The 18,763-nt window shown below is 70.9% G+C and carries 11 protein-coding genes; 4 read left to right on the forward strand and 7 right to left on the reverse strand.

The window, feature by feature from the left end; translation table 11 throughout:
• Positions 1 to 111 precede the first annotated feature (111 nt).
• Positions 112 to 813: a FadR/GntR family transcriptional regulator gene (locus OG841_RS06290; protein ID WP_266556508.1), complete on the forward strand. Its 702-nt coding sequence runs from the start codon at positions 112 to 114 to the stop codon at positions 811 to 813.
• Positions 814 to 869: 56 nt separating this feature from the next.
• Here the strand turns inward: OG841_RS06290 and OG841_RS06295 are convergent, their stop codons facing one another.
• The 6 genes from OG841_RS06295 to OG841_RS06320 form a co-directional block, all read right to left on the reverse strand.
• Positions 870 to 3,884 (reverse strand): alpha-mannosidase, encoded by a 3,015-nt coding sequence (locus tag OG841_RS06295; RefSeq protein WP_371563942.1) that lies wholly within the window; start codon positions 3,882 to 3,884, stop codon positions 870 to 872.
• Between the two features lie 27 nt (positions 3,885 to 3,911).
• Positions 3,912 to 5,903 (reverse strand): endo-beta-N-acetylglucosaminidase, encoded by a 1,992-nt coding sequence (locus tag OG841_RS06300; protein ID WP_328642369.1) that lies wholly within the window; start codon positions 5,901 to 5,903, stop codon positions 3,912 to 3,914.
• Positions 5,904 to 6,264: 361 nt separating this feature from the next.
• Positions 6,265 to 7,521 (reverse strand): glycoside hydrolase 5 family protein, encoded by a 1,257-nt coding sequence (locus OG841_RS06305; protein ID WP_328642368.1) that lies wholly within the window; start codon positions 7,519 to 7,521, stop codon positions 6,265 to 6,267.
• 30 nt (positions 7,522 to 7,551) lie between these two features.
• Positions 7,552 to 8,382 carry a carbohydrate ABC transporter permease gene (locus OG841_RS06310; protein WP_328642367.1) on the reverse strand — a complete coding sequence of 277 codons (831 nt, stop codon included), beginning with the start codon at positions 8,380 to 8,382 and terminating at the stop codon, positions 7,552 to 7,554.
• A complete protein-coding gene (locus OG841_RS06315; protein WP_365118702.1) occupies positions 8,379 to 9,272 on the reverse strand; it encodes a carbohydrate ABC transporter permease in 894 nt (297 codons plus the stop codon). Before OG841_RS06315 ends, OG841_RS06310 begins: the two co-directional genes overlap by 4 nt.
• Before the next feature lie 2 nt (positions 9,273 to 9,274).
• Positions 9,275 to 10,561 carry an ABC transporter substrate-binding protein gene (locus OG841_RS06320; RefSeq protein WP_371563946.1) on the reverse strand — a complete coding sequence of 429 codons (1,287 nt, stop codon included), beginning with the start codon at positions 10,559 to 10,561 and terminating at the stop codon, positions 9,275 to 9,277.
• A 220-nt stretch (positions 10,562 to 10,781) separates the two neighbouring features.
• Between OG841_RS06320 and OG841_RS06325 the strand changes: the two genes are divergently transcribed.
• From OG841_RS06325 to OG841_RS06335, 3 genes are read left to right on the forward strand one after another with little or no spacing between them, the layout of a single operon-like run.
• Positions 10,782 to 11,804 (forward strand): LacI family DNA-binding transcriptional regulator, encoded by a 1,023-nt coding sequence (locus OG841_RS06325; protein ID WP_371570587.1) that lies wholly within the window; start codon positions 10,782 to 10,784, stop codon positions 11,802 to 11,804.
• A complete protein-coding gene (locus OG841_RS06330) occupies positions 11,801 to 12,193 on the forward strand; it encodes a CU044_2847 family protein (RefSeq protein WP_328642364.1) in 393 nt (130 codons plus the stop codon). Before OG841_RS06325 ends, OG841_RS06330 begins: the two co-directional genes overlap by 4 nt.
• 2 nt (positions 12,194 to 12,195) lie before the next feature.
• Positions 12,196 to 16,965 (forward strand): trypsin-like peptidase domain-containing protein, encoded by a 4,770-nt coding sequence (locus OG841_RS06335; protein ID WP_371563949.1) that lies wholly within the window; start codon positions 12,196 to 12,198, stop codon positions 16,963 to 16,965.
• A 255-nt stretch (positions 16,966 to 17,220) separates the two neighbouring features.
• Here the strand turns inward: OG841_RS06335 and OG841_RS06340 are convergent, their stop codons facing one another.
• Positions 17,221 to 18,753: an alpha-L-fucosidase gene (locus tag OG841_RS06340; RefSeq protein ID WP_328642362.1), complete on the reverse strand. Its 1,533-nt coding sequence runs from the start codon at positions 18,751 to 18,753 to the stop codon at positions 17,221 to 17,223.
• Between the last annotated feature and the right edge of the window lie 10 nt (positions 18,754 to 18,763).

The following is an 18,763-nucleotide window of genomic DNA, read 5'->3' on the forward strand; positions in this document are numbered from 1 at the left end:
CTCACCCCTTGCAATACCCTCTGTCGGCAGATTTTCCCGTCTTCCGGCCATAGTGGTCCGACCACCCTGCCGGTTAGACTGCGGCGCACCCCGGTGATGTGGAGGAATGGCGTGGACGAGACAGCTCCGCAGAAGGGCACCGTGACGCAGCGCGCCATCGAGCAGATCAAGGCGATGATCGGCGAGGGCCGGCTGGAGCCCGGCCAGCGGCTGCCGACCGAGCGTGATCTGGCCGTCCAGCTGGGCCTCTCCCGCAGTTCGATGCGGGAGGCGATCCGGGCGCTGACGGTGATGGGCGTCCTGGAGGCCCGGCACGGCTCGGGCATCTACGTCACCCAGCTGGAGGCGGGTGACCTGCTGGAGACCTTCGGCGTGGTCGCCGACCTGTCCCGGGGCCCGCGTCTGGTGGAGCTGCTCGAGGTGCGCCGCGTCCTCGAATCGACGGCGACCGCGCTGGCCGCCGCCCGCATCACGCCCGACCAGCTGGCCGAGGTCGAGAAACACCTCGCGGCGATGAACGCCACCGACGACCCGGAGGAGATCCTCGCCCACGACCTGGCCTTCCACCGCGAGATCGCGGTGGCGGCCGGCAACGACACGATGGCGGCGATCCTGGAGGGCCTGTCGTCGCGCACCTTCCGGGCGCGGGTGTGGCGCGGCTACCAGGAGGAGGGCGCGTTCGAGCGCACGCGGCGCGAGCACGCCGCGATCCACCGGGCCCTGATCGCCCACGACCCGGAGGCGGCCCGGGCGGCGGCGGCCGCGCATGTGGGCGAGGTGGAGGAGTGGCTGCGGGCACAGCTCGGGGGGTGAGCCGCGGCCAGGATCAGCTCACGAGGTGAAGGGGGCGGGTCTCCCCGCCCCCTTGCTCAGGCCCTGGTGAACCGCAGCGTGACCAGCTCGAACGGCCGCAGTCGCAAGGCCACCTCGTTCCCCTCACGCCGCAGCGAGGGGGCATCGGCCGACGGGCGCTCCAGGAGATCCGTCGCCGTGACCCCGGCGACCTCGAACCCCGCCGTGAGGGTGGCCCGGGCCCGCCCGCCGTGTGCCTCGTGGAAGCGGACCACCACGTCGCCGCTGCCGTCGTCGGCCAGTTTGACCGCGGTGATCACCACCGCCTCCTGGTCGACGGTCACCAGAGGGGCGACCGCCTCGGCACCCTGGACGACCTGCTCCGGCAGATTGATCCGCCACCCCTCCCGTACCGCGTCCCCGATGCCCGCCCCGGGCACCAGCGCGTGCCGGAACCGGTGGACGCCCTGGTCCGTCTCCGGGTCCGGGAAACGCGGGGCCCGCAGCAGCGACACCCGGACCGTGGTGGTCGTGCCATGGTCGCCGTCGGCCCGGACCGTACGGGTCACGTCATGCCCGTACGTCGAGTCGTTGACGATCGCCACGCCCCAGCCCGGTTCCTCCAGGTGCACGAAGCGGTGGTTGCAGGCCTCGAACTTCGCCGCCTCCCATGAGGTGTTGGTGTGCGTGGGCCGGTGGAAGTGCCCGAACTGCGTCTCCGACGCGTACCGTTCGGCGTGCACGTCGAGCGGGAAGGCGAGCTTCAGGAACTTCTCCGTCTCGTGCCAGTCGACCTCCGTGTCCACGAGAAGCCGCCGCTCACCGGGCCCGAGGGACAGCACCTGGGTGACGCGGGAACCGCCGAAGGTCCGCACGATCCGCACCCCGTGCCCCTCGGGGGCTAGCTCGTCCACATCGGTGAGATCCGTGACCGTGTTGCGGTAGAACTCGTCGACGTCCCAGGCGTCCCACATGTTCGGGAAGTCCGGGTGGAGTTGGAGGAGGTTGCCGGCACGGCCCGGTGCGATCGTCTCCCGGTCGGCCTCGATGTCGTACACGGAGACGGCCAGGCCGCGGGCGTCCACCTCGACCCGCAGGATGCCGTTGTCCAGGACGTGCCCGCCGCCGGGCCGCTCGGTCACCGTCGTCCGCCCCTCGACGACCGCGGTTCCGGCGCCGCCCGCGGCGACTCCGTCACGGCCATGGGGTGCGGAATTGAAGAGCAGTTCCCGTGTCCCCTCCCCCGCCAGGGCGCGCTGGGCCGCGTCGATGATGCCGTTCAGCTCCTCCGCGAGCCGCTCGTAGGTGCGCCGCGCCTCCCGGTGCACCCAGGCGATCGACGACCCCGGCAGGATGTCGTGGAACTGGTGGAGCAGCACCGTCTTCCAGATGCGGTCCAACTCCTCGTACGGGTAAGAGAATCCCGTCCGTACGGCCGCCGTCGCCGCCCACAGCTCGGCCTCCCGCAGCAGGTGTTCGCTGCGGCGGTTGCCCTGCTTGGTCCTCGCCTGGCTGGTGAGGGTCGCGCGGTGCAGCTCGAGATACAACTCGCCCACCCAGACGGGCGGTTCGGGGTACTCGGCCTCGGCCTTGGTGAAGAACTCCTTCGGGGTCTCCCAGGCCACGGTCGCCGAGCCTTCGAGGTCGCGGAGGCGGGCCGCCTTGGCGACCATCTCGCGGGTCGTGCCGCCGCCTCCGTCGCCCCAGCCGGTGGGGGCGAGGGAGTGCCGGGCGACTCCCTTGTCCTTGAAGTTCCGTGCCGCGTGGGCGATTTCGCTGCCCTTCATGGAGCAGTTGTAGGTGTCGACGGGCGGGAAGTGCGTGAAGATCCGGGTGCCGTCGATGCCCTCCCACTGGAAGGTGTGGTGGGGGAACTTGTTGGTCTGGGACCAGGAGATCTTCTGGGTCAGCAGCCACTTGGAGCCCGCCGCCCTGATGATCTGGGGCAGTCCGGCCGCGAAGCCGAACGTGTCGGGCAGCCACGCCTCCTCGTTCTCGACGCCGAACTCGTCGAGGAAGAACCGCTTGCCGTGTACGAACTGACGGGCCATCGCCTCCGAGCCCGGCATGTTGGTGTCCGACTCCACCCACATGCCGCCGGCCGGCACGAACCGCCCGTCCGCCACGGCCTTCTTCACCCGCGCCCACACCTCGGGCCGGTGGTCGCGGACCCAGGCCCACTGCTGGGCCTGGGACATGGCGAACACGAACTCCGGCTCGTCGTCGAGGAGCGCGGTCATGTTGGAGGTCGTCCGGGCGACCTTGCGCACGGTCTCCCGCAGCGGCCACAGCCACGCCGAGTCGATGTGGGCGTGTCCCACGGCGCTGATGCGGTGGGCGGAGGGGACGGCGGGCGCCTCGAAGGCACTGTCCAGCCGCGAACGGGCCTGCGCCGCCGTGCCGCCCACGTCCTGGAGGTCCAGCGCGTCCAGTGCCTTCTCCACCGCCCGCAGGATCTCCCAGCGCCGCGCCGACTCCACCGGCAGCTCGGCCATCAGCTCACCGAGCACCTCCAGGTCGATCACCAGCTGCCACACCGTCTCGTCGAGGACGGCGAGGTCCATGCGTGCCAGCCGGTACTGCGGTTCGCCGCCCGCGGTCTCCTTGTCGCCCAACCGCGTGGGCAGGAAGGGGTGGTAGTCGAGGATGACGGGGTTGGAGGCGGCCTCGATGTGCAGGCGCACCTCCTCGCCGCCCTCGACGGGCGCGCCGATCCGCACCCACTGGTTGCGCGGGTTGAGGCCCTTCACCGGGGTGCCGTCGGGCCGGTAGACCAGGCCCTCGCACTGGAAGCCGGGCATGTTCTCGTCGAAGCCGAGGTCGAGGAGCGCCTCGACGGTCTTCCCGGCCCATGCCTCGGGGACGGTCCCGGTGACGCGGAACCAGCTGGTGCCCCAGGGAGCACCCCAGCGGGCGCCCACGGCGATGGGCTCCGGCTCGGCCGCGAGGCCCTCGGCGACGGGCACCGGCTCGTCGGGCGCGTGCCACACCGCCACGTCCAGCGGCACGGACTCGGGGTACACGGCGGGGCGGAGTCGCTCGTCGAGGACGCGCCTGAGGCGGGCTTCGACCAGGCTGCGGTCGTCATGCATGCGGGGTGCTCTCCAAGGGTCCGGGGGTTACCAGGGGTGGGTCACGGTCACGGGGTCCGACGACGTGTACAGCTCCCCCACGGCACGCAGCTCCAACCGCGCCTGCCGCTCGCCCTGTTCGGGCCGGAGGCCGCCGACGAAGTAGGCCCGCTGACAGGTGCCGCCGAGGAAGCGCCGGCTGCCGTCGGGCAGGAGCCGGTGCAGGGTGTAGTGGCGTACGGCGCCGGGAGCGGGGTTCCACGCGAGGCGCAGATCACCGCCGGAGGCCGCGGTGATCCGCAGGCCGGAGGGTGCGGCGGGGGTGCCGGGGGTGTCGTACACCGCGAGAGAGCCGAGCCGCCACGTCAGCGAGCCGCTGCCGGTGAGCCGCACGCCGAGCGCGTGGACGGTCCCGGAGAGGCCGTTGAGCCGTACGGTCGAGGTGTGCCAGCCGTCGCCGGTGGTCACCGGAAGATGGACGTACGGCGGTGTCGCCCCCGGCGCGCCCGGCTCGGCGGTGGCCACGGCGAGCTCGACGCCCACCGCCCCCGCGTCGGTCCGGTGGGTCAGCTCGACCACCGTGCCGTCGCCGATCGGCAGTCGCGCGGCATACAGATCGACGGTGACCGGCTCGTCCACCGAGCCACTCACGAGCACACTGCTTCCGCCTCGCCAGGCGTCCGCGAAGTCGAAGGAGACGGCCGGCCGGGAGCCCTCCGTCCGCACCACCCACTGCCGCGACGGCAACCGGTCCTGCAACCCGAGGTGGTTCCAGGCCGCGTCCGACGTGACGGCGCCCTCCTCGTACCAGCGCAGCCCGTGCCCGGTGTTGAACACGCTCGCGAACGGCACCGAGGTGACCGTCGACCGGTCGGCGACCGACACCGCCGGAGCGCGCCAGCCGTCCGTCCCGTCGGGGCGGGACGGATCGAGCGACCGGCCCGTCCAGAAGCGGTCGTCGGCGGCGTGGAAGTCCTCCGGTGACCGCTGGTCCGCGGGCAGGTGGTTGCGGGTCCACTCCGGCCGGTACAGCCCGATCGAGGTGATGTGCGGTTTGCCGGCCGGCACGATCGCGTCCCAGTTCTCGGACGTGTTCCAGCCGGCCGCCTCCACGTCCACCCCGGCCCACAACTCGTAGCGGCTGCGACCCAGTCGCTGCGCCAGGGGGCCCGAGGACTCCAGACCGGCCGCCGTCCACCGGAAGTCGACGAACATGTCGTCGGCGGCCTCGAAGAACGCCTGGTTGCGGCTGTTCAGCGCACCCTGCCAGCTCACCGTCCCGCTCACGGTCATCGAGTCGTACCACGTCACCCGCTGCCCGTGAGCGGCGGAGAGCGACTTCAACTCCCGGACGAATCCCAGCATGTCCGCCCCGAGAGCCGCGTCTCCTCCCCCGGTCTCGGCGTTGACGAACCACCCGTCGAAGCCGTGGGCGGCGGCGACCGCGACGAGTTGAGCCGCCAGTGGATACCGTCCGGCCGCGTCCTTCTGCACCAGGTCCCGGGTCCACTGCAACTGCCCGCCGTAGGCGACCGGCGGCAGGAAGATGTTGCCGAGGACGGGCACGCCGTGGCGGTGGGCGGCGTCCACGATCGGGGCGTTCGGCGCGAGGATCAGTCCCTCGCCGGACGAGCCGCCCCAGAAGACCAGTTCGTCGACGTGGGCCCAGTGCCCGAAGGCGTAGTAGTCGGACGTCGCCGAGCCCTGCGACGGGTTGCCCGACGTGGGCCCGAAGGAGACCAGCGACTGGATGCGGGCCTGGCCTGCGCGTGCCGTCGTGTTCGCGGGGGTCGGGGTGAAGCGGGCGGCGAGCGGTACGGAGGCCGCGTTGAAGGCGAGGTCGGCGTCGTCGGCCGCCCGCCAGGCCTTGAGGCTGCGCCAGGTGATGCCGGTGCCGGGGCTGCCGGAGGGCAGGGAGTCCGGGTACCAGTAGGTGGCGTACGGCTGGAGGGCGGTCGCCTCCGCTGCCTTCGCCGGCAGGGCGGGCAGCAGCGCCGCCGCGGTCGCGGCGAGCAGAACCGTGCGTCTGGTGGGATTCACGAGCGGGTGCCTCCTAGTGGTCCTTGCGGGGTCGGTGCTGCTCACCAGGGAGTGCAGACAAGGCCGCATGAGCTCGATCGTGTGATCGTCCACTTACGGGCTTGCGGCGCCCTGGGCTGTTTGGGCTAGCGTGGTCGTGCGACCTGGGACACCGGGTACGGCGTCAGCGTGCGGGGCCCCTGCTCCACCTGAGGATGGTTCAGGGCCTCCCCCTCGCCTCTGGCCGTACCCACATGGCCAGGTCGTGAGGGAACTGGCCTCCCGGGCTCGGACCATGCACAGGATGCGTGTCGCCACCCGGGGTCGAGTACGCCGGGGACCAGCTCGCCCAAGACCGTTCGGGGCGCGCGGCTGAACGGACTCACTCCCGCTCAGTCCACAGGAACGGTGGGAGTACCTGATCGGGTGTGACGACCTCGGTGATGCCGCGCGCGGAGAGGTGGTCCCGGTCGCCGGCACGGGTGTCGAGGACGGTGGTGGGGCGGGCGCCGTCGGCGACCAGCCGGAAGTAGGCGTCGAAGACGGGGCCGCCGGGCGCGCAGAGCGAACGGGAGGCGGGGGCGGAGGGAACGACCAGCGCGGTCGTACGACGTTCAGGCGCGTGCGAGCCCGTACGCGCCGCCCGCTCCAGCACCCGGGCCGCCTCCTTCGACTTCCGGTCGTTGGTCAACAGGCCGAGCCCGTACTCCAGTTCCGGGAAGTCGGCCAGTTCCCGGGACACGTCGTGGGAGCACCACCAGGTGATGCCCCACAGGTCGGGGCAGTCCAGGGCGTTCGCCACGGTCGCCTCGGTGAAGGCGGCGGCGTGCTCGGGCGGCACCAGCGGGGCGGGGGCGCCGACCTCCTGGAGCCAGACCGGCCGGTGCGGGTCCTCGGCCCAGGCCTTGCTGAGCTCGACGAGGTAGGCGGCGTGGTGTTCGGCCGGGACGGAGGTGCGGCCGTGCCGCTGGGCAGTGCCGTTGAAGACCCACGAGTGCACGGCGGTGACGGCACCGTGGCGGGCCGCCTGGGCGGGGGTGAAGGGCTGGTCGTCCTGGTACCAGGTGGCGTCGTACTCGGCGTGCAGGTGCAGTCGGCCCGGGGCACCTTCCTCGCAGGCGGCGAGCATGCGGGTGAGCCAGGCGTCGATCTGCTCGGACGTGGCCCGGTCGGGGTCGGGATGCGGGCCCGCGGAGAACTGGTTGACCTCGTTGCCGAGGGTCATGCCGATGAAGTTGGGCCGGTCCGCCAGCGCCGCCGCCAACGTGCGCAGATAGGCGGCCTGGCCCTCGACGACCTCCGGGTCGGTGAAGAGATTGCGCCGGTGCCAGGTCCGGGTCCAGGCCGGCAGGAAGTCGAAGCTGCTCAAGTGGCCTTGCAGGCCGTCGACGTTGACGTCGAGACCGCGTTCGGCGGCGGCGTCGACGAGCCGCACGAGATCCGAGACGGCCCGCTCCCGGATCAGGGTGCGGTTCGGCTGGAAGTAGGGCCACAGCGGGAAGACCCGGATGTGGTCGAGACCCAGGGCGGCGATCGAGTCGAGGTCGGCGCGGACCGGGTCGAGGTCGAAGTCGAGCCAGTGGTGGAACCATCCGACGCTCGGGGTGTAGTTGACGCCGAAGCGCACGGCAGCAGGCATGCGGAGTCCTTGTCAGACGCGAAGCGGGGTTCAGCCCTTCACCGCCCCCTCGCCCACCCCGCGGAAGAAGTACCGCTGGAGGCCGGCGAAGAGGGCGATCAGCGGGGCCACGGCGATGACCGTGCCCGCGGCGACGAGCCGTTCGTCGTTGGCGAAGGTGCCGTGCAGGTAGTTGAGGCCGATGGTGAGCGTGAACTTCGACGGGTCGCTCAGCACGATCAGGGGCCACAGGAAGTCGTCCCAGGCGCCCATGAAGGCGAAGATCGCGACGACGGCCACGGTCCCCTTCACTGCTGGCAGCGCGATCCGCAGGAACCGCTGCCAGACGTTGGCGCCGTCGACGTAGGCCGCCTCCTCTATTTCGTACGGCAGGTTCAGGAAGGCGTTGCGCATCAGCAGGACGTTCATCGCGCCGATGCAGCCCGGCAGGACCACACCGATCAGGGTGTTGTTGAGGCCGAGCTCCCGCATGGTGGTGAACTGGGCGATGATGATGCCCTCCACGGGCACGAGCATCGCCAGGACGAACGCGAGGGTGGCCGCGCGACGGCCGCGGTAGCGCAGCCGGGCCAGGGCGTATCCGGCGAGTGCCGAACCGACGCAGTTGGTCACGACGTTGGCGGTGGCGACCCTCAGCGAGTTGAAGGCGTAGTCCCAGACGGGGATGGTGTCGGCGACCCGCTCGTAGTTGTGAAGGGTCGGATGCCGCGGCAGGAAGGACGGCGGCGAGCTGTAGATGTCCTCCGTGGGGCCCTTGAGCGAGGTCGACAACTGCCAGAGGAAGGGGCCTACGGTCAGGGCGAGGACGGCGAGCAACAGGACGTACCGCAGCACCAGTTCGCCCTTGCGTACCCGAGTCACGTGTCCCCCCTCCGGTCGGCCCGCAGCACCAGCACCATCAGCGCGACGGTGACGACGAAGACGACGACCGAGATCGCGGACGCGTAGCCGACGCGCCCTGTGAGTCCGGTGCCGGTGCGCTGGACGAGCATCACGAGCGTGGTGTCCTCACCGGCCGGTCCTCCGCTCGGGCCGGCCATCAGGTAGACCTCGGAGAACACCTTGAAGGCGGCGACCGAGGACAGTGCCCCGACGAGTGCCATGGTCGAGCGGACGGCGGGCACCGTCACCGTGACGAACCGCCGGATCGCCCCGGCCCCGTCCACCGCCGCGGCCTCGTGCAGCTCACGCGGCACGTTGGCCAGTGCGGCCAGGTAAATGATCATGTAGTAGCCGAGGCCCTTCCACACCGTGACGGCCATGGCGCTCAGCAGGAGCAGCCACTGGTCGCTCAGGAAGCCGATCCGGCCGACCCCGACGGCCTCCAACAGCGAGTTGATCAGGCCGCGTTCGTCGAGGAGCCACACCCAGATGAGTCCGACCACGACGATCGACGCGACGACCGGGGTGTAGAAGGCGGACCGGAAGAAGGTGATGCCGGGGATGTTCTTCTGCACCAGCAGCGCGAGCAGCAGCGGCAGGATCACCAGCGCGGGCACGACTCCGAGGACGTACAGCGAGCTGTTGCGCAAGCCGATCCAGAACATGTCGTCGTGCAGCAGCTCACGGAAGTTCGCCAGGCCCACGAACTCGCCCGGGATCAGGGTGCGCCGGTCGGTGAAGGCGTTGACCAGGGTGGAGACGAACGGGTACAGGATGAACGCGCCGATGATCAGCAGACCGGGTGCGGCGAACAGCCAGGGGCTCGTCGGCAGTTGACGCCGCACCCGGGAGACGGTGGACGACGCCATGGCTATCCCTGCTGCTCGAGCAGCGTGTCACAGGCCTTGACAGCGTTGTCGAGAGCTTCCTCGGGACTCTCCTTGCCCTGCAACGCCTTCGCGACCTCGTTGCGCAGGGCCGTCTTCATCTGCTCGCTGAACAGCACGGGCGTGTAATTGACCGCGTTCTTCAGGGACTTGGCGGCGGCGACCCGCACCCGCGTCTCGTCGGTCCCGTCCTCCTCGGTGAAGTAGGGGTCGTCCAGCGATCCCGCGGTGCTCGGGAAGATGGCGACCTTCTTCGCGAAGGACATCTGGTGCTCGGCGTCGGTGACGTAGTGCGCGAAGGCGACGGAGGCGGCCTTCTTCTTGGTCTGCGCGTTCACCATCACGCCCATCACGTACATGTTGACGTGCCCGGTGCTGGTGATCTGGTCGGTGATGCCGATGTTCTTGTACAGGTTCGGCGCCTGCTTCTTGAAGTTGCCGAGGTCCAGGGCGCTGCCGGGGTTCATGGCGACGGCCCCGGTGAGGAACTTCTTGCCGGAGGACTCGGGCGTGGCGGTCAGTGCCTGCGGATCGAGCGCCTTGGCGTCGTACAGCTCCTTGTACTTCGTGAGCAGTTCGACCCCCTTGGCGTCGTTGAAGGCGAAGGCGGTGCCCTCGGAGTTCATGAGCGGGACGCCGTAGCGGCCGAAGTCCTCGACGGTGGGCACGTTGGCGAGGGTGGCGACCTTGCCGTCGCTCTTCTTCGCCAGCTCCAGGGCGTCGGCGAAGAGGTCGTCGTACGTCTTCGGCGGCTGGTCGGGGTCGAGCCCGGCCTCCTCGAAGAGGGACTTGTTGTAGAAGAGCGGTCCGGTGTTGAGGTACCAGGGGAAGGCGTAGGTGCCGGTCATGCCAGGTATCCGGTGGCTGGCCCAGGCGCCGTCCAGGTACTCCTTCCGGTACCGCCCGGCCGCCTTGTCGAGGTCGAGCGCGAGGCCGGCCTTGGCGAGGGGCGCGACCAGGTCCGGGGACACGTTGACGACGTCGGGCAGGGTGCCGCCGGCGGCATCGGCGCTGATCTTGTCGGCGTAGCCTTCGGCGGGCTGGTCGATCCACTTCACCTCGGTGCCGGGGTACTTCTTCTCGAAGTCGGCGATCAGGCCCTCGAAATAGTCCTTGAAGTTCGCCCTGAGGTTCCAGGTCTGGAAGGTGATGTCACCCTCGATCCTGCCGGAGGCATCACTGGAACCGCCGTCGTCACCGGACCCGCAGCCGCTCAGCGGCAGAAGGGCACAGACAGCGGCGGCAGCGAAGGTTCTGCGGGAAATGGGCACGGCGAACCGGTCTCCTTTGCGGCGGAGTTGGCCAACGACGGAGACCTTGCACGCCCTTCCACGGAAGCGTCAATGCATCACGCACAGCTAATTTCTTTAGTGACTAATGCGTATTAGGTTGACGGAGCTGAACCGCATTAGTGCATACTGTCCCGACGAACTGCCGGGGGAATGGGGAAACAGCGTGTCAGGCAAGCGGTCACCGGTCCGCAGGCCCACGATGAAGGACATCGCCCGGCAGGCCGGCGTCTCCCAGAGCGCGGTCTCCTTCGCACTGAACGGCCGCCCCGGGGTCTCCGAGGACACCCGCGACCGGGTGCGAAGGGTCGCCGAGGAACTCGGCTGGCGCCCGAGCACCGCGGCCCGCGCGCTGTCCGGGGAGGGCGCCGCCACGGTGGGCTTCGTCCTGGCCCGCCCGGCCGAGACGCTCGGCGTCGACTCCTTCTTCCTCCAACTCGTCTCCGGGATACAGGAAGTGCTCGCGGAGCGTCATCTCGGGCTGCTGTTCCAGGTGGTGGAGGACGTCGAGGACGAGTGCGCGGTGTACCGGCGCTGGTGGGCCGAACACCGGGTGGACGGTGTCCTGGTGGTCGACCCGCGCACCGACGACCCGCGCACCGGGGTCCTCGACGAACTGGGCCTGCCCGGCGTGGTGATCGGCGGCGCCCCCGACGAACGCCACCCGGGGCTGTCGACCGTCTGGGCGGACGACGCGGGCGCGATGGCCGCGGTCGTGGACGAGCTGTACGCGCTGGGCCACCGGCGGATCGTGCACATCGCGGGCCTGCCGGGGCTGGCGCACACCGAGCGCCGTATCCGCACCCTGCGGGCGGAGGCCGAACGGCGCGGGCTGACCGGGGTGAAGTCGGTGACCACCGACTACTCGGACGCCGCGGGCGCTGCCGTGACCCGCAGGGTCCTGGAGGCGCCCGCTCCCCCGACCGCGCTGATCTACGACAACGACGTGATGGCCCTCGCCGGAGTCGCCGCCGCGACCGAACTGGGCCACTCGGTGCCCGGGGACGTGTCGGTGGTCGCCTGGGAGGACTCGGCACTGTGCCGCATGGTCAAGCCGTGGCTGTCGGCCCTGTCCCGGGACAGCGTGGAGTTCGGCCGTACGGCGGCCACGGAACTGACCGCGCTGCTGGACGGCGGTCCGGCGCGGACGGTACGGGTGCCGGTGCCCCGGCTGATCGTGCGGGACAGCACGGGCGTTGGTCGTGAGGTGCGACCGCTACGATGAGCAGTCCGTCCGGATCGGACAGAAGGGCACAGCAGTTGGGCGAGGAAGCGGATGTAACGGTTCCGGTCGAGGTGGACGGGCAGAAGATTCTCGTCTCGGTCGGAGCAGCCGGAGCGCACAGCGGATCCGGACTGGCCGAGGAGCAGGAGATCGGCTGGCGGGCGCCGCGTCTGGAGACCGTGCTCGACAGCCTGACCGCCGTGGCCCGGGCCATGGGCACCCGGCTCCAGCAGACCGGCGCTTCGAAGGCGACAGTGGAGTTCGGCTGTGATGTCTCCCTCGACACCGGCCAGTTGCTGGCGGTGGTCGGCAAGGCGTCCTCGAAGTCGGCGTGGAAGGTGACGCTGGAGTGGACCGCTCCGGAAACCGGTGAGTCCCCGGAGCGATAGGCATGGACGGCTGGAGAGATCCGCTGGAGGCCGCCACCGTCGCCCTGGACCTCCTGGACGGAAGCGGCGGCGGTACGGGATTCGTCCTCGCCCCCGGAACCGTGGTCACCTGCGCTCACGTGGTCGCCGGGGCCGCCACGGTGCGCGGCCGCATCGTGGCGACCGGGACCGAACTCACGCTGACACTGTCCGAGGACTCACTCCATCGCGCGGCGAACGGCTTGGACATCGCGTTTCTGCGGTTCGAGGCGGAGGCCCCCGCCCCGACGTACGTGCTCACCGCACCGCACACCGCGTTCGGCGACCGCCTGTGGGTCTACGGCCATCCGCGCGGCGACTACCGCGCGGGCCAGTGGGCCGCCCTCGAGTACCAGGGCGACTCCCGCCTGTCCTTCGACGACCCGCTGCCGCTGCCCCGCGGCTTCGGCACTCCTGTCGGTGAGGGCTTCAGCGGCAGCCCGGTGGTCAACCGGCGCACCGGCGGGGTGTGCGGGATGCTCGCCCGCTCCAACAAGGCGGGCAGCGCACACATGGTGCCGGTCTCCGAGATCCTCTCCCGATGCCCCGCACCGGCACCGCCCGTGCCCTGGCTGGACGCGCTCACCGACGAGCAGTTGCGGGCCGGCGGCTACCGCTATCCCGGCACCCGGCTGCGCGACTACCTCACCGCCGCTCGGGACGCCGCGGACGAGCATCCGTACGCCGCGGTCCTCACCGACGCGCAGGACATTCCACTGTCGACCGTCTACGTCCGCCAGGAGGCGGCGCCCGCCGACGAGACGACGGTGGACGCGGCTTCCCCGGACCGCGACCGCCGCCGGGGCAGGGCACGGCCGAGCGCCGAGAGCGTACTTCCGGACCACCGCCACGTGCTGTTCACCGGCGGTGCCGGAACAGGCAAGTCGAGCCTCCTGCGGCGGCTGGCCTACACCGGAACCTCTGCTTGGCTGGACGACCCGGCACGGGCGCCGTCGTACGTACCCGTACGCGTGGAGGCCTCCGAACTCCTCGACCGCCCCTTCCCGGAGGCGCTGGCCCGGGCGGTCGGCCGTGATCTCCAGGGTCTGCGGCGCTCACTGCTTCCGGAGTCCTTCGAAGCCGCCCCGCTGCCCTCGGTGGACTGGCTGGTGTGCGTCGACGGGCTCGACGAAATCCTCGACCCGGACGGGCGCGGCAAGGTCATCCGGCTGGTCCAGAACTGGGCTCGTGAACCCTACGTGCGCTTCGTGGTCGCCAGCCGCTCGCTGGTCACCGCCGAGATGAACCGGCTCGGCGCGCTGAGCCGCTACTCACTGCAGGAGTTCGGCGACCAGGAGATCACCGGCGTCGCCCAGGCCTGGTTCACGGCGCTGGACGTGCCCGACGCACCCCGGCGGGCCGCGGAGCTGGCGGTCGGCCTGCGCCGCGGCCGCCTCGCGGAGGTCGCACGCAATCCGCTCTACCTGACCATGATCTGCGTGGTCGCCGCCCTGCACGAGCTGCCCCGCAATCCCGCCGAACTGTATGCGCGGTTCATCGGCGTGCTGCGCGAGAAGGGCACGGCACGGCTCCGGCGCAGCGGACGGGCCGGACACGGCATCACCCCGGTCCTCCTGGAGCGGGTGCACGGCGTGTTGTATCCAGCCGCCGAAGCACGGCAGAACGGTGACACGAGACCACTCCTCGACCATGTGCAGGATCTGCTCGCCGAGCGGTTCCCGGAGTCGTCCGCGGACCGCGACACGGTCCTGGACGCCCTCACCTTCACCGGACTGGTCCGACGTCACGGCGAGGACCTGCACTTCCTCCACCACACCATTCAGGAGTACCTGGCCGCGCACTCCCTGGCGGACCGCCTCGGCCCCACGGCCCCGGAGGCCCTGGCCACCGTGCGCGAGGCCATCGCGGCCGAACGTCCCAACCTGGTGCTCTTCATGGCCGCCCGTTGGCAGGCTCAGGGCATGCCGCTGGAGGAGTTCCTGCGCACCGTCGTGGACGGCGGCGGCTGGCGCGACCTGCTGCTGTGCGCGACGATCCTGAGCGACGAACTGGTGACGGACGAGGAGCTGACCGGTCGGTTCACACGCGCGGTGATCAAACTGACCGACCGGTCCGTCACCGTGGGAGACCTCGATGTCCCCACCGTGCTGGACCGGCTGTACGCGGTGCTCGACACAGCGGGCCTGGCCTCAGTCGTCACCGATCCCTCCCTCCCGCACGCGGTGCGTGCCGAGGCGCTGAAGCATCATGTGCGCCGCGGCGCCGACGGTACGGCCGAGCTGGCCGCCGGGCTGGCCGACGATCCGTGCCTCCTGGGCAACGTGCGGGTCGAGGCGGCCTCGTCGCTGGCGCGAGCGGGCGACACCGAGGGCGCGTGCCGTCGTCTGCTCGCTCTGGCGGAAGATCCCGGCCGGGTCCCGGAAACCCGGCTGGCAGCGGCTGTCGCACTCCTCCCGCTCGACCACCTCGCCGCGACCGACGCCCTGTGCGAGCTTCTGCGGACCTCGGAGTTCCCTTATCACCATGTCGACTATTTCCGCGACATCCGCCCCGCCCCTCTCCCCGAGGAGACACTCACCGCCCTGGCCGACGCATTGCAGGACAATCCGGTGCTGACCGATGCCCCCTTCACGACCCGGTATCTGAAGGGCCGGGTCCTGGCCCCGGAGCTGCCGGGACTTCTCGTGGACCTGTGCTCGGATCCTGCCGCGCCCCTGTATCTCCGCCACCGGGCGACATGGGACCTCCCCGCGGACCAAAGGCGCCAGAACTCCGAAACCGTGCGTCTGGTCCGCACTCAGGTCGTCGAAAGCCCCGACTCGCCTGACTACGCGGTGGCCACGGCGATGGGCGGCGTCGCTGACGCGGCCCTCGCCGAACGTGTGGCACGGAACGCGCGGCTGAGCCACTTCCCCCGGCGCGAAGCCATCACACGGCTCATCCAGCTCGGCCGCCTGTCGGTCGCGAGGGAGTGCGTGGACGGTCTTCTTGCCGACGCCGCGGGCGGATGGTCCCTCCGGGACCTCGGCCGGGTCCTGCCCACGCTGGGAGATCCGGCCCGACACGCGCAGCTGGCGGCGGAGGCCTTCCACGATTCCACGCTCTCCGTCGACGAACGCATCGCCGACGCCGAGTCGCTGGCGGACCTCGGTCTCACGGACGAACTGGACGTCACATTGACGCAGATGGCGACCGACCCGGCCATCGGAGCCGCGGACCGGCTCCTGGCCGTGGAAGCGCTGGACGAGCTGGACGCGCCGGACGTCGACGTCCTTCTCACCGCGATCGCGGCGGACGCCACGCTGCCCGGGGACGTCCGCCAGGACGCGGCGACGCAATTGCTGGCCACCGGGGAGCGGGACACCGCCTCGCGGCTGCTGCGCCGGATCGCCGAGGACCCGCAGGCAGGCATGGACGACCGCGTCAAGGCACTCTCCGCCCTGGCGGAGGTCGACGTGCGCGCCGCCTCCGAAACCCTGCACCACCTCCTCGACGAGGCCGGACTGCCCGACGAGCACCTGTGGCGGCTTCTCGATCTCGGGGACGCCCTGAGCCCCGACGCCACGCTCCGAGGACGGCTGGAGACGATGCTGGAGGACGAGTCCGTGCCCACGGACTCGCTGCTGGGGTTCAAGGGCGAGTCCTGGCTGCACCGTTCGGCCGTCGTACCTCACGCCGGCCGGGTTCTGACGCGCATCGCCGCGGACCCCACGGCCGATCCGCACGACCGGGCCCGGGCCGCCTGCGACCTCCTCGGGCTGATCCCCTACGCGCAGTGGAGAACGCTGATGGCCGGCGTCGGCCACGATCCTCTGCACAGCCTGAGCCTCCACCTGACGCTGGGAGCCCTGTCCACCCACACGTCGAATCCGACACTGTGGCAGACCCTGGGCTTCTACCAGGGCGACGAGGGAACGCACGTCCCGGCGACCGCCCTCGCCAGGGCGGATTCCCGTGATCCCGCCGCTCAGTGGGTCGACCTCGTCACGCGGCGGCAACCGGAGGCAGTCACCCGGCTCGGGCACCTGTGGCTCCTGGTGGAGGACGAACGCACCGACGTCCGCGTACGCGCCATGCTTCTCGCCTGGGCACAGGACGACTCGGTCCCCGTCCCGGAGAGATGCGCGACCGTCGAGACCGCCGGCGGAAGCCTCGACGAGCCGTGGTTCGCCCTGGCCGAGGATGACAGCACACCGCCGGAACTCCGTGTTGCGGTCTGCGAGCACCTGCCGGCGAGCGGCGCGCTCAGCCGCATTCCCGTCGCCCGCGCCCTGGCCTCCGACCCAGCCTGCACCGTCGGGGTCCGCGCGCGGGCCGCCGCGCTGCTCGCCGCGGACTTGGGTGAGGAGGGCCGGGCCGTCCTGCGCTCGCTCTCCCGTCCCGGCACGTCCGACGCGGAGGCCCATCTCGCCGTAGCGGCCGCCTGGGCGAAACTCGACGTCGGACGTGAGGCGGAGGCCGCCTGCCGCAGGGTCGTGGACGGCGACGACGCGAACGTGCAGCAGCGTGTTCTGGCGGCGGCCCGGCTCATGAAGTGGCGCTCGGCGCGGGGACGGGCGTCGGAGGTGCTCCGCTCTGCGCTCGCCGACCGACACGCACCCGTCGGCGTACGCGTCGAAGCCGCTGAGACGCTGATCGCTTTCCGTGAAACGGCCGAGGCCCATTTGGGCTTGTTGCGCCTGGCCCTCGAACTCGGCCCCGGTCACCGGGAGCAGGCCCGCGTCCTCGATCTCCTCCCCTGCGATCTGCGAGCGTGCGTGCCGGGCGCCCAGGAGGCGACACGCAGGAGCTGACGTCGAGGGCGACGACGACCGGGCGCGCCCGAGCGGCCCGGCCGCCTCCACATCCCGCGGTGCGAGCCCGACCGCGACGCCCGTGGACCCTGTCGATCCAGGCCCTGATCCGGCACGGCACCGTCCACACGATCTGCCCGAACACATTTACCGCACCTGCGCCGAGCACCTGCCGGCCGGCGCCTGACACGGCAGCGGGAGGGCGCCGACGACCTGGTACGGCTGGAGACCTGGGACGCCTGGCGGCCGGGGCCGTCAGACCCGGGACCGGTACAGCCCGAACTCCGCCATCCGTACGGCACCTCGAGCTTGTGTCACCCGCACCCGCCACCTCCGGGCCCGTACCGGAGTCGACAACAACAGGATGCGGCTGGCGCCGATGGTCCCGGCGCCCGTGGCCTCCGTCCAGGCGCCGTCGCGGAACGCCTCGACGACGAAGCTCTCCACCTGCTGGCCGTGCCGGATGTCCTCGGCGAGGCGGATGCGGTCGATCTCGTGTTCCGTGCCGAGGTCGACGGTGACGCGGCCCGGTGCCGACGTGGTGCGACCGCGCGCGGCCAGGTCGTTCGGGAGCTCCCGCTCGATCCGTTCCCTGAACTCCCGCAGTCGCACGACGTCCGTGCCGTGCAGCCGGCCCTCCGTGTCCGGTGGGACATTCAGCAGCAGCACCGCGTTGCGCCCCACCGAACCGAAGAAGATCTCCGTCAAGTAGTCGACTGATTTGGGCTGTTGGTCGGCGTGGTAGAACCAGCCGTCGCGGATGGAGACGTCGCACTCGGCGGGCCACCACTGGAGGTAGTCCGTCGCGGGCTGCGCCTTCACCAGGGCGGCGCGACTGCCCTCGTCGGGGGTGTCGTAGGACAGGGCCCAGTCGGTGCGGCCGTACTGGTTCTCCTTGACCGGGATGACGCTCCACTCGTCCTCGCGCGCGATGCCGCTCTCGTTGCCGACCCAGCGCAGGTCGGGGCCGGTGACGGCGATCGCCGCGTCCGGGGCGAGGGTCCGCACCAGGGTGTACCAGCTGTCCCAGTCGTAGCTCTCCACCTTCTCGGGCGGGATGTGCCCCTGCGCGCCGTCGAACCACACCTCGTCGACGGGCCCGTACTCGGTGAGCACCTCGTACAGCGTGTTGAGCATGTGGGCGCCGTAGTCGGTGGCGTCCAGGGTGTGGAAACGGTCCGGCGTACGGTCGTCGCCCGCCACGAGGGTCGGGATCGTGCGCGGGGAGCGGGCACTGCCGTTGGCGTACACACCGTGCAGGTACTGGTTCTCGTCGGCGGGTGAGATGTAGACGCCGACCTTGAGGCCGTGGCGGCGCATGGAGTCGGCGAAGGAACGCAGCACATCGCCCCGACCCTCGCGCCAACTGCTCGATGCCACCGAGTGGTCGGTGTAGCGGGAGGGATAGAGAACGAAGCCGTCGTGGTGCTTGACGGTGAGGATGGCGAGCCTGAAGCCGCCGTCCTTCAGGGCCGCCGCCCACTGGTCGGTGTCGAGGCCGGTCGGCTGGAAGACGTCCGGGTCCTCGTCGCCGGTGCCCCACTCCAGGCCGGTGAAGGTGTTCACGCCGAAGTGCAGGAAAGCGGTCCGCTCGAGGCTCTGCCAGGCGACCTGCCGTGCGGTGGGCCTGACCTGGGACGCCTTGCGGACGAGGTCGGCCTCGGTGTCGTCCGGGGAGACGGGGATGCGGTAGGAGCGGTCGTCGGTGGCCGCGGCAGCCATCGTGGGGATGCCGGTCACGGCGAGTGCGGTGGCGGCGGTGACGAAGAGGCGTCTGGAGACGGTCATGGGGGGCTCC

Source organism: Streptomyces canus, from assembly GCF_041435015.1.
Classification (GTDB): Bacteria; Actinomycetota; Actinomycetes; order Streptomycetales; family Streptomycetaceae; genus Streptomyces; species Streptomyces canus_G.

Excerpts from the sequence above, each read along its gene's own strand:
- OG841_RS06305 (WP_328642368.1), bottom strand. The coding sequence starts at position 7,521 with ATGCCTGCTGCCGTGCGCTTCGGCGTCAACTACACCCCGAGCGTCGGA.
- OG841_RS06325 (WP_371570587.1), top strand. The coding sequence starts at position 10,782 with ATGAAGGACATCGCCCGGCAGGCCGGCGTCTCCCAGAGCGCGGTCTCC.
- OG841_RS06315 (WP_365118702.1), bottom strand. The coding sequence starts at position 9,272 with ATGGCGTCGTCCACCGTCTCCCGGGTGCGGCGTCAACTGCCGACGAGC.
- OG841_RS06335 (WP_371563949.1), top strand. The coding sequence starts at position 12,196 with ATGGACGGCTGGAGAGATCCGCTGGAGGCCGCCACCGTCGCCCTGGAC.
- OG841_RS06330 (WP_328642364.1), top strand. The coding sequence starts at position 11,801 with ATGAGCAGTCCGTCCGGATCGGACAGAAGGGCACAGCAGTTGGGCGAG.
- OG841_RS06340 (WP_328642362.1), bottom strand. The coding sequence starts at position 18,753 with ATGACCGTCTCCAGACGCCTCTTCGTCACCGCCGCCACCGCACTCGCC.
- OG841_RS06295 (WP_371563942.1), bottom strand. The coding sequence starts at position 3,884 with ATGCATGACGACCGCAGCCTGGTCGAAGCCCGCCTCAGGCGCGTCCTC.